Source organism: Nocardia sp. JMUB6875, from assembly GCF_041154655.1.
GTDB lineage: Bacteria > Actinomycetota > Actinomycetes > Mycobacteriales > Mycobacteriaceae > Nocardia.
Genome location: NZ_BAAFGR010000211.1, coordinates 1 through 11,266 on the forward strand (window position 1 = coordinate 1; position 11,266 = coordinate 11,266).

Below are 11,266 nucleotides of genomic sequence, written 5' to 3' on the forward strand. Positions count from 1 at the left end.
CCACCCCGCAACCCAGCTAGGGCCGAAAGTCACTCGCCCCAATGCATCCGCCCCATCGTTCTGAAACATTTACTCCGCGACCTTCATTCGGAATCCCCGATTACCCGCCTACCCCAACGGATTCGGCGACCGATATCACGACGGATTCGGCGACCCATTCCCGCGCCGAGATGCCCGTTCTCATGGCGGAATTCCGCTGATACGGTTCCGCACCGGTTCACAGAAACACAGTTCCAAGGGGTTGTATGACATACCAAGGCATGCCGGCGCAGGGGTATCCGATGCAGGCGCCGCCGCCCAAGAAGCGCAAGATCTGGCCGTGGATCGTGGGCGCGCTGCTGCTGTTCATCGTGCTGCCGTTCGCCGCGTGCACGGCGCTGGTCGGCAAGGCCGCCCACGAGGTCGACAAGGAGTCCAAGCGCACGGTGGACATCACCTACGAGGTGACCGGCAGCGGCGAGGGCACCTACGCCAAGCCCTCGGTCACCTACAGCACCGGTGACACCGGATCGGGCAACACCAGCTCGGCCCAGCTGCCCTGGACCAAGGGCGTCACGCTGACCGGTCTGCTCAAGTTCGCCACCCTGACCGCCACGGCCGCCGACGACGACGCGGCGACCATCACCTGCCGAATCAAGCAGGGCGACAAGGTGTTGGCGGAGAACACGGCCACCGGCTCGCTGGCGTTCGTGACCTGCAACGCGGATCTGAGCAATATCACCGGGAAGTGATCCCGAATGCGAAACCGCCGGGTTCCCTTCGCGGGAACCCGGCGGTTTCGTCGTATTCGTTTGCCGCTGAGCCGATTACCAGCCGCGCTCGGCGAGGCGGTGGGGCTGGGGGATCTCCTCGACGTTGATGCCGACCATGGCCTCGCCCAGGCCGCGGGAGACCTTGGCCAGGACGTCCGGGTCGTCGTGGAAGGTGGTGGCCTTGACGATGGCGGCGGCGCGCTCGGCCGGGTTGCCGGACTTGAAGATGCCGGAGCCGACGAAGACGCCCTCGGCGCCGAGCTGCATCATCATGGCGGCGTCGGCGGGGGTGGCGATGCCGCCGGCGGTGAACATGACGACGGGCAGCTTGCCGGTCTCGGCGACCTCGCACACCAGCTCGTAGGGGGCCTGCAGTTCCTTGGCCGCGACGTACAGTTCGTCCTTGGACAGCGAGGTCAGGCGGCGGATCTCGGCGCGGATGGTGCGCATGTGGGTGGTGGCGTTGGAGACGTCGCCGGTGCCGGCCTCACCCTTGGAGCGGATCATGGCCGCGCCCTCGGTGATGCGGCGCAGGGCCTCGCCCAGGTTGGTGGCGCCACACACGAACGGGACGGTGAAGGCGAACTTGTCGATGTGGTTGGCGTAGTCGGCCGGGGTCAGCACCTCGGACTCGTCGATGTAGTCGACACCGAGGGACTGCAGGATCTGCGCCTCGACGAAGTGGCCGATGCGGGCCTTGGCCATGACCGGGATGGAGACGGCGTTGATGATGCCGTCGATCATGTCCGGATCCGACATGCGGGACACGCCGCCCTGGGCGCGGATATCGGCCGGGACCCGCTCGAGCGCCATGACCGCGACGGCGCCCGCGTCCTCGGCGATCTTGGCCTGCTCCGGCGTGACGACGTCCATGATCACACCGCCCTTCAGCATCTCGGCCATGCCGCGCTTGACGCGGGCGGTACCGATGGTGGGGGTGGTGTCGGGCGTGGTCACGGCAAACTCCTGGGTCATGTGGGCCAATCGAATGGTTGAAATCGAACACCGTGCTCGGAATCGAACAACCCGATTCTAGGCTCACCGTTCAGGCCACTTCATAGCCAGTCCGACACGACTGGACTGCCCGCCCTCCGACCGGATGACGGGCGTCACAGCCCCAGGGCTACCGCTTCGCTACTACAGCGGTCCGATTACGAAGATCGTCGCCCAGTACTCGGCGGCCGACGGACCCATCAATGGCTCCAGAAAGTCATAGAGCAGGTAAGACACGAAAAACTTCCACCTTCCACACACGGTCCGCCGATTCCATTGCGCGGCAAACCTTCCCAGACACTATCGGAGAATGCGCTCTCGATCACGGGAAAGTTTCCGCGGCTATGAATCAGCCCAGCGTGTAGACGTATCGGCTCGTAGGCACCAGATCCAGATTCAGGTGCGCCCCGAAGCTGACCACACTCTCCATCATCCTGGTCACCCTGCGCTGCAGCTCCGCATCATCGTCCCCCGCCCCGTAGAAGGCATGAGCACTGGTCATGGCCGCCATCGGAAACAACTCCTCGACAAGCGCATCCACCCGTTTACCCGGGGTGACAGGTTCGCTGACAGTGTTCTGGACATACCCGAACGTGTCCTGCGTCTCGATAGCCACCGGCGTATGCAGATCGTGCCACCGATGTAGCCACTCCTCCCGAGTCAGATCCTCCGGAATCCGCAGCATCGCGATATTCGCCAGCGCCTCGGTGCGCACCCCGTCCTCGACCCGCGGCGGCACGATGGGCTGCCGCTCGTCCACGATCCAGCCGTTCACGTCCGCCGCGACGGACTGCAAGACCGCCGTGACCGCTACCTGGCCGCCCTCGGTCCACACGCTCGCGATCGCGTCGATCGGCGCGTCATAGGTCGAATGCCGAACCTGGGCCGCCGCGACATCCGCATCCCGAACATTCACCTGCAACGCGGCCGCCCCCGCCTCCGCGAGCTCCTTGCGCAACTCTTCCCCGCGCAGCCGCTCCCCCAGCCCCTCTCCCCACAACGCATACATCAACTTCATGCCGTAATTCCTTGCCACAGATCACCATTGATCGCCCCACCGTAACCGCGCGAAACCCCCGCGAGAGGGGATTTCACGCGCGATCTCACCCACCGGACGCGGCCCGCCTCACCGTCAGTCCCAGCGGTCGAGGGTGTAGAGGGTGCGGAGGTTGTCGGTGGTTACGCGGAAGGTGTGGTCGATGGGGCCCTTGGAGATGAGGAGGCCGCAGGCTTCGGCCTTGTCGCGGTCGGCCACTACGGCGTCGACGGTGTGGGCTTCCAGGGTTTTGCGGATCTCGTGGAGGTCGCTGCGAAGGAATTCGGGGAAGAAGCCCGCGCCCTTGGTGTAGCCGGTGTCGGTGACGCGGGCGAGGGTGAACATGACGCTGTGCTCGCGGGCGGTGCGGTCGTCCTCGACGTACCAGGTGGCGGGGTGCCCGACAACGGCTGTGACGTCGCGGAATTCGCCGGGGCGCAGGCCCCACCGAGCGGGCGCGGAGCCGTTGACGTAGACGTACCAGGTGACCGGGTTGCGGTGGGTTTCGGTGTCCCACTGGATGATCGGAGGCGCGTCCGGATCGGCCGCGGTGATCATGCCGCCGTAGCCGGTGGATCGGGTGGGGACGTGGTATTCGATGCGGTCGGCGTGGGGCAGGACGGTGCGGCGGAATTTCTCCCAGGTCATGACCACCGGGGAGGCGCCGGAATCGGCGGTGCGGCCGGGCTTGTCGGCGGGGACCAGGTGGGCGAAGACGCCGCCGGAGGATCGCGGCTCGGGCGCGCGCGGGGTCCACATCGGGCGGAGGTCGGCCAGGGTCGCGAAGCGGCGCTCGAGTGCGCCGGCGGCCCGCAGCTCGGCGATCACCTGCTCGGCGCGGGCGATCATGGCCGCGGTGGGAGCCGCGGTCGGGCGGCGGTACTGCAGGGGGTGCATCTTCTCGGCGAAGCGGCGCTTGACCGAGTCGAAGGGCAGGCCGTCGGCGAGGTCGGTGAGCAGGGTGCCGATCATGCCGCTCTTGACGTGGCAGAAACCGGCCGGTGCGGTCGCGGCGGCGACCCAGACGAGGTTGTCGCGCTTGCGCTGCGCCTGCTCACCGCGTCCGGGCACCGCGTCGATCCGCTGGTGCAGATCCAGCAGCCAGCTGCCCGCGCCGAGGATGGCGTCGGAACGATAGAGCTGCTCGGTTCGCAACAGCGACACCGCGCGCTTGACGACCTCGTGCGGAAACTCGCGCAGCGCCCGGTCCAGAGTCTCCCGATCGGCATTGCGCGCCGCGACATACTGCGAGGTGGTGGCCAGCGCCGTCGGCCGATGCACCTGCTCCGCGGGCGGCGTCAACGCCAGATGCGTCCACGAACCCTTCTCGGCCGATCCCCATTCCGTGGCGTCGGAGCGGAAAACCGAAGCGATGGCGGCGCTTTCGACCGTGGCGGCCAAGGCCGCGACCGCCTTCTCGTACCCCGGCGGCGCCGCCGCGGCCGACCACACCGCCGAGGAGGTCCGCCCGTCCGCGCCGACCACCACCAGCCCGCCGTACCGGTCTACGAATTTCCGGCAGGCGGCGCAGGCGTTCCCGGCCGCCAGCTCCGGACTCAACGCCGCCAGGAATTGGTCGTACAGCCCGGCGGTCCGCACCCGGAACAGCTCCGCGCCCGCGCCGACCTCCTCGAATCGCCGCCGAACACCGGCGAGCAATTCGTCGTACCGATCATCGCCGATTCCCACACCCGCGACCGTCGGCCCCGTCATAGGTCATCCTCCACTCATCGATCCCCAACGGATCGACCCTAATCACCGATCGTGCCGAACTCCCGTGATTTTCCGGCGCGACGGAATCCTCAACGGATGGAGCGGACTTCGGGGTCGGTGTCGGAGTCGGCGGCGGCGAGGGCTTCGGGGAGGAGTTGGTCCAGGTGGTAGGGGTAGACGGTTTCGCCGGAGTGGTCCAGGTGGGCGATGTCGGTGGGGGTGCACCATTTGTTGCCGATGATGGAGCGGCGTTCGACGTAGTCGAGGTTGGCGGGTACCGGGTCGAAGGACTTGGTGCGGAGGGCGAAGAAGAGTTCTTCGGAGCGGATCAGTTCGCCGTTGAAGGGGAAGACCGCTACTCGGCGCCACAACGGGCCGCGGAGGGAAGAGGAGTCGGCGGCGTGGCCGGTCTCTTCGTAGAGTTCGCGGATTGCCGCCTCGCGCAACGTTTCGCCGGGGTTGACGCCGCCGCCGATGGTGAACCAGAAGGGGACGTCGGGGACCTTGGGGTCGACGCCCTGGAGGAGGAGGACTCGGTCGTTCTCGTCCAGCAGGACCACTCGGGCGGAGGTGCGGACGGTGTCCACTTCGAGACCTGTTGAGGCGGCGGCGGTTACGCGTTCGGCGATTTCGAAGTAGGTGGGAAGGGGGGCGGTACCGGCCAGGTGGACCAGGCGGACCAGGCGGCGGGTGCGCAGGGCGAGGGTGTCGCGGACGGCGTCGTTGTGGAAGCGGCGGGCGATCAGGACCCGGGCCTCGGCGTCGGCGAGTTCGGCCACCTGCTGCGGGGGCAGCAGGGCGATGTCGACGGCGGACAACGCTGCGGCGAGCTGGTTTTCGACGGTTTCGCGGTCGCGCCAGTTGGAGCGTTCGGCGCGGTCGGCCAGCGCGGTGAGGCGGCGGGCCTGTTCGACCAGGTTCGGGTCGTAGAGCCCGGCCAGGGTGGTGGCCACCGAGCGGCTGACGACGGCGCGCCGCGCCAGGGCCGCGTCCAGGGCGTGGCGGGCCTGATCGGTGCGGACGTGCAGGCGGTCGAGGCGGTTGGCGGTGGTGTAGGCCCAGACCGCGGCGGTGATGAACAGCGCCGCGATGAGGGTGAGGACCAGGATGGTGGTCGCGGAGAAGGTGATCATCCGGCGGTCCTGACGCGCACGTCGCCGACGGTGACGGTCTCGTAGACGCGCAGGATCTGCTCGGCCACCACCGGCCAATCGTATTCGCCGACAACCTGATTGGCGGTGCGGATGTAGCCCTCGCGCACCTCGTCGTCGGTGAGCATGGTGCTGATCGCCTCGGCCAGCCGATCGGCGTCGCCGACCGGGACCAGCATGCCCGCGGTGCCGTCGCGCAACACGCGGCGGAAGGCGTCGAGATCGCTGGCCACCACGGCGGTTCCGGCGGCCATGGCCTCCACCAGCACGATGCCGAAGCTCTCGCCGCCGAGATTGGGTGCGACGTAGACGTCGGCGCTGCGCATGGCCGACGCCTTCTCGGCATCGCTGACCTGGCCGAGGAATCGCAGATGCCCCGCGTTCTCCCCCGCCTCGCGCCGCAGCCGGTCCTCGTCACCGCGCCCGACGATCAGCACCTCGAGATCCGGATGCTTGCGCACCAGCGCGGGCAGCGCACCGAGCAGCACCTCCATGCCCTTGCGCGGCTCGTCGAACCGCCCCAGGAACAGCACCGACTTCCCTTGCCGCGGATAGCCTTCCAGCAGCGGCGCGTGCGCGAACGCGGGCACGTCCACGCCATTGGGAATCTCGACGGCGTCCCCGCCCAGCGCCTCCACCTGCCAGCGCCGCGCCAGCTCACTCACCGCGATCCGGCCGCTGATCTTCTCGTGATACGGCCGCAGCACACCCTGAAAAGTGCTGAGCACCAAGGACTTCGTGGTCGAGGTGTGGAAGGTGGCCACGATCGGCCCCTCCGCGATCTTCAACGCCAGCATGGACAGACTCGGCGCGTTCGGCTCGTGGATGTGCAGCACGTCGAAATCGTTCTCGGCGATCCAGCGCCGGATCCGCGTATAGGCGGTGGGCCCGAACGACAGTCGCGCGACCGACCCGTTGTAGGGAATCGCCACGGCCTTACCCGCCGACACCACGAAATCCGGCAGCGGCGTGTTATCGGCGGCGGGCGCGAGCACGCTCACCTTGTGCCCGCGCTCGATGAGCACCTGCGCCAATTCCACGACATGCGCTTGCACTCCGCCCGGCACATCGAAGGAGTACGGGCAGACCATGCCGATTCTCATAGCGCCCCTGTTCCCCGTGAGCCCTCGGTGCCGGTGTCTCCCACCGGTTCCCGGGAGCTCTGCGCACCTCGCGCGTCATTCCCCAGTGCCTGCTGCGCCGCCGCGATGCGGTCCAATCTGGCCTGCGACAAGTCACTTTCCCACATGGGCTGCAACATGTGCCAGTCGGCGGGATGGGCGGCGATGTTCGCGGCGAAGACATCGGCGAGCGCCTGGGTCGCGGGCGCGATGCCCTGGGAGAGATCGAGGGCCGGGAAAACCGCCATACCCCAGTCTTCCCGACCGTCCGCGTCGGTGGTGAACCAGCAGTGCACGGGCAGCAGCGCCGCCCCGGTTTCGGCGGCCAGTTTGGCGGCCCCGGCGGGCAGCCAGGTGCGCCCGCCGAACATGGTGACGGGCACGCCCTTGCCGGTGAGGTCGCGCTCCCCCATCAGGCATACGACCTTGTTCTGCCGCAACCGATCCGCGAGCTGCGGAAATGGCGGCTGCTCGCCGCCGGTCAGCGGGAACACCTCGAACCCGAGGCTCTCGCGGTATTCGACGAACCGCTCGAACAGCGACTCCGGCTTCAAACGCTCGGCGACCGTGGAGAACTGACCGTAGTTCTGCACCAGCCAGACCCCGGCCATATCCCAGTTGCCCGAGTGCGGCAGCACCAGCAGCACACCCTTGCCGCGCTCGAGCGCCGCGTCGAGATGCTCGATGCCCTCGACGCGCAGATTGCGGCCCAGCGCCTCGTGATCCATCGACGGCAGCCGGAACGCCTCGCGCCAATACCGCGCGTACGAGCGCATGGCGGCCTCGATCAGGCTGTCCGGCACCGCGTCCGGGGTCGTGCCGAGCACGTGGGCGAGGTTGCGCCGCAACATGTTCGGCTGTCCGCGGTGTGCCTTCTTGTTCGCGCGCCGGGCGGCGAAAGTGCCCCCGGCGTCGAATCCCTTGCGTGCCATGCCTTCGGGTAGCCCGCGCACGACACGCCAACCGGCCGCGTACGCCTTATCGGTCAACGCGGACGTGAAATCGGTGGTCACCGCTGCGGTTCCTCCGGAGCCTTCGCCTTGGGGGCGAGAATGTCGCGGGCGCCGGGCGAATTGCGCACGGCCAGCACCCGCTGGAAGACGGTGATGATGCTCAGCACCGCGAGGATGTACATGGCGGCGTACACCGCGTACGACAGCCACTCGATGCCGTAGTACCCGCCGATACCGGTGAATCCGGCGCCGACCAGCACGATGATCAACCGGTCCGGCCGCTCGATGAGCCCGCCGTCGGCCGACAGCCCCGACGCCTCGGCTCGCGCCTTGACGTAGGAGATGACCTGCGAGGTCACCAGGACCACCAGGGTCGCCACGAACAGGTGCTTGGATCCCTCGTGGTACACCGACCACCAGGCCAGGCCCGCGAAGATCGCGCCGTCGGCGACCCGGTCGCAGCTGGCGTCCAGCACCGCACCGTATTTCGTGCCGCCGCCGCGCGCCCGCGCCATGGCCCCGTCGAGCATGTCGAACATGACGAACAGCCAGATCACCATGGTTCCCCAGAACAGGTGACCGGTCGGGAACAGCGTCACCGCCGCGGCGATCGAGGCGGTGGTGCCGATCAACGTCATCGCATCGGGGGTCAGCCCGGTGCTCACCAGCGCCTTGCCCAGCGGCGCAGTCGCTTTGGCGAACGTCTCGCGACCGAAGAAACTCAGCACGCTACCCGCAACCCTTTCATGCTGTGTTCCCGGCTCATGCCTAGTCGGCTTCCTTCCATGCCCGCGCCAGCAGCGCCCGGGTTTCCCTGAGCAGCTGCGGCATCACCTTCACTCCGCCGACGACGGTAATGAAGTTCGCGTCCCCACTCCAGCGCGGCACGATATGTTGATGCAGGTGATCGGCGAGTGAACCTCCGGCAACGCCACCGAGATTCAGGCCGACATTGAACCCCTCGGGCCGCGACACCTGCTTCATGACGCGAATCGCCTGCTGGGTGAACGCCATCAGCTCGGCGCTCTCCTCCGGCGTCAGATCCTCGAGATTCGCGACGCGGCGGTACGGCACCACCATGGTGTGGCCCGGGTTGTACGGGTACAGGTTCAGCACCGCGTACACCCACTGCCCGCGCGCGATGATCAGCCCGTCCTCGTCCGACATCTCGGGGATGTCGGTGAAGGGATGCCCGGTCTTCTTGGGCGTCTTGGGTTCCTCGACATCGCCGGTGATGTAGGACATGCGGTGCGGGGTCCACAGCCGCTGCAGGCGGTCCGGGTCCCCTGCCCCGGTGTCCGTGATCTGCTCGGGCCGGGGCGCGGTCGGTTCACTCATTGATCGCCTTTGCGGATCTCGAAGCCCTCCGCGGTGGGAGAAGCGTTCTCGCGCCGCTGAATCCAGTCGGTGATGGTCGCGACCGCGTCGGCCACCGGCACGCCGTTGACCTGGGTGCCGTCGCGGAAGCGGAAGCTGACCGCGTTGTTCTCCACATCGCGCGCACCGGCCAGCAGCTGGAACGGGATCTTCTGCGCGGTCTGGTTGAAGATCTTCTTCTGCATGCGGTCGTCACTGCGGTCGACCTCGGCGCGAATATTGTTGTCGCGCAATGCCTCGATGACACCGTCGAGGTGCTCGACGAACGCCTCGGCGACCGGGATGCCGACCACCTGCACCGGCGACAGCCACGCCGGGAACGCGCCCGCGTAGTGCTCGGTCAGCACACCGAAGAACCGCTCGATGGAACCGAACAGCGCACGGTGGATCATGACCGGCCGGTGCTTCGCGCCGTCGGAGCCGGTGTACTCCAGCTCGAACCGCTCGGGCAGGTTGAAGTCCAGCTGAATGGTCGACATCTGCCAGGTGCGGCCCAGCGCGTCCTTGGCCTGCACCGAGATCTTCGGGCCGTAGAACGCGGCGCCGCCCGGATCCGGGACCAGCTCCAGACCGGAGTCGGTGGCCACCTTGCGCAGCGTCTCGGTGGCCTCCTCCCACAGCTCGTCGGAGCCCACGAACTTCTTCGGGTCCTTGGTGGACAGCTCGAGGTAGAAGTCGTCGAGGCCGTAGTCGCGCAGCAGGCTCAGCACGAACTGCAGCGTGGAGGTGAGCTCCGCGTGCATCTGCTCCTTGGTGCAGTAGATGTGCGCGTCGTCCTGCGTCATACCGCGCACGCGGGTCAGGCCGTGCACGACGCCGGACTTCTCGTAGCGGTACACCGACCCGAATTCGAACATGCGCAACGGCAGTTCGCGGTAGGAGCGCCCGCGCGACCGGAAGATCAGGTTGTGCATCGGGCAGTTCATCGGCTTGACGTAGTAGTCCTGGCCGGGCTTGCGCACCGAGCCGTCCTCATTGAGTTCGGCGTCGAGGTGCATGGCCGGGAACATGCCGTCGCGGTACCAGTCCAGGTGGCCGGAGACCTCGAACAGGTGGCCCTTGGTGATGTGCGGGGTGTTGACGAACTCGTAGCCCGCGGCGATGTGACGGCGGCGCGAGTAGTCCTCGAGCTCCTTGCGGACGATGCCGCCCTTGGGGTGGAACACCGGCAGACCCGAGCCCAGCTCGTCCGGGAACGAGAACAGGTCCAGCTCGAGGCCCAGCTTGCGGTGATCGCGCTTCTCGGCCTCCTCCAGCAGGCGCAGGTACTCGTCCTGCGCCTCGGTGGATTCCCACGCGGTGCCGTAGATGCGCTGCAGATCCTCGCGCGACTGATCGCCACGCCAGTAGGCGGCCGACGACCGGGTCAGCTTGAACGCCGGAATGTACTTGGTGGTCGGCAGGTGCGGGCCGCGGCACAGATCGGCCCAGATCAGCTCGCCGGTGCGCGGGTCCAGGTTGTCGTAGATGGTCAGCTCTTTACCGCCGACCTCCATGACCTCCGGATCGTCGATGCCCGACTTGTCGGAGATCAGCTCCAGCTTGAACGGCTCCTTGGCCAGCTCGACCCGGGCCTCCTCGACCTCGACCACCCGGCGCGAAAACCGCTGCGCGCCTTTGATGATCTTCTTCATCCGGGATTCGAGCTTGGTCAGATCCTCGGGCGTGAACGGCCGCTCCACCTGGAAGTCGTAGTAGAAGCCGTCCTTGATGTACGGCCCGATGCCCAGCTTGGCGTCCGGGAACTCCTGCTGCACCGCCTGCGCGAGCACGTGCGCGGCCGAATGCCGGATCACATTGCGCCCGTCCGGGGAATCGGCGGTGACGGCCTCGACCTCGGTGTCCAGCTCCGGGATCCACGACAGATCCTTCAGGTCACCCGCGGCGTCGCGGACCACGATGACCGCGCCCGGCCCCTTGCTCGGCAGATCCGCCTCGCGCACCGCGGCCCCGGCGGTAGTCCCAGCCGGAACCCGGACGCGGGCGACTGGGGTCTGCTGGGCTGAGGTGGTCACGGCTGCGCACTCCTTGGCATCGTCATAGGCGAGAGTTCCCGCCAGGTCTGTGCGAGGAGTACTCCTCCCCGCGATCGTGGCCGGTCACGAAACGCATAGCTCCGGCGGCCACCACTCTATCGGCACGCCTCCCACCCCGCGCCGATGGACCGTCC

General features: G+C 67.6%; 10 protein-coding genes. 1 reads left to right on the forward strand and 9 read right to left on the reverse strand.

The window, feature by feature from the left end:
• The first annotated feature begins 245 nt into the window (after positions 1–245).
• On the forward strand, positions 246–731 hold the full coding sequence (locus tag ACAM49_RS34865) for an MmpS family transport accessory protein (RefSeq protein ID WP_369639802.1): 486 nt from the start codon (positions 246–248) through the stop codon (positions 729–731).
• 75 nt (positions 732–806) lie between these two features.
• On the opposite strand, the gene pdxS is transcribed toward ACAM49_RS34865, so the two are convergent.
• The 9 genes from pdxS to thrS form a co-directional block, all read right to left on the reverse strand.
• Positions 807–1,709, reverse strand: coding sequence for a pyridoxal 5'-phosphate synthase lyase subunit PdxS (pdxS, locus tag ACAM49_RS34870; RefSeq protein ID WP_033089600.1), 903 nt, complete (start codon positions 1,707–1,709; stop codon positions 807–809).
• 385 nt (positions 1,710–2,094) lie between these two features.
• Positions 2,095–2,763, reverse strand: a complete 669-nt coding sequence (locus ACAM49_RS34875; protein WP_369639803.1) for a hypothetical protein — start codon at positions 2,761–2,763, stop codon at positions 2,095–2,097.
• A 114-nt stretch (positions 2,764–2,877) separates the two neighbouring features.
• Positions 2,878–4,494 carry a hypothetical protein gene (locus tag ACAM49_RS34880; protein ID WP_369639804.1) on the reverse strand — a complete coding sequence of 539 codons (1,617 nt, stop codon included), beginning with the start codon at positions 4,492–4,494 and terminating at the stop codon, positions 2,878–2,880.
• An 89-nt stretch (positions 4,495–4,583) separates the two neighbouring features.
• Entirely contained in the window at positions 4,584–5,624 is a 1,041-nt protein-coding gene (locus ACAM49_RS34885) for an NUDIX domain-containing protein (protein WP_369639808.1), read from the reverse strand.
• Positions 5,624–6,748 carry a glycosyltransferase family 4 protein gene (locus ACAM49_RS34890; RefSeq protein ID WP_369639805.1) on the reverse strand — a complete coding sequence of 375 codons (1,125 nt, stop codon included), beginning with the start codon at positions 6,746–6,748 and terminating at the stop codon, positions 5,624–5,626. Before ACAM49_RS34890 ends, ACAM49_RS34885 begins: the two co-directional genes overlap by 1 nt.
• The gene (locus ACAM49_RS34895; protein WP_369639806.1) at positions 6,745–7,779 is read right to left on the reverse strand and encodes a phosphatidylinositol mannoside acyltransferase; all 1,035 of its coding nucleotides are present in this window, start codon (positions 7,777–7,779) and stop codon (positions 6,745–6,747) included. Before ACAM49_RS34895 ends, ACAM49_RS34890 begins: the two co-directional genes overlap by 4 nt.
• Positions 7,776–8,447 carry a phosphatidylinositol phosphate synthase gene (pgsA, locus tag ACAM49_RS34900; protein WP_040809733.1) on the reverse strand — a complete coding sequence of 224 codons (672 nt, stop codon included), beginning with the start codon at positions 8,445–8,447 and terminating at the stop codon, positions 7,776–7,778. Before pgsA ends, ACAM49_RS34895 begins: the two co-directional genes overlap by 4 nt.
• Before the next feature lie 40 nt (positions 8,448–8,487).
• The gene (locus ACAM49_RS34905; protein WP_040809734.1) at positions 8,488–9,057 is read right to left on the reverse strand and encodes an HIT domain-containing protein; all 570 of its coding nucleotides are present in this window, start codon (positions 9,055–9,057) and stop codon (positions 8,488–8,490) included.
• Positions 9,054–11,111, reverse strand: coding sequence for a threonine--tRNA ligase (gene thrS / locus ACAM49_RS34910; RefSeq protein ID WP_369639807.1), 2,058 nt, complete (start codon positions 11,109–11,111; stop codon positions 9,054–9,056). Before thrS ends, ACAM49_RS34905 begins: the two co-directional genes overlap by 4 nt.
• Positions 11,112–11,266 lie beyond the last annotated feature (155 nt).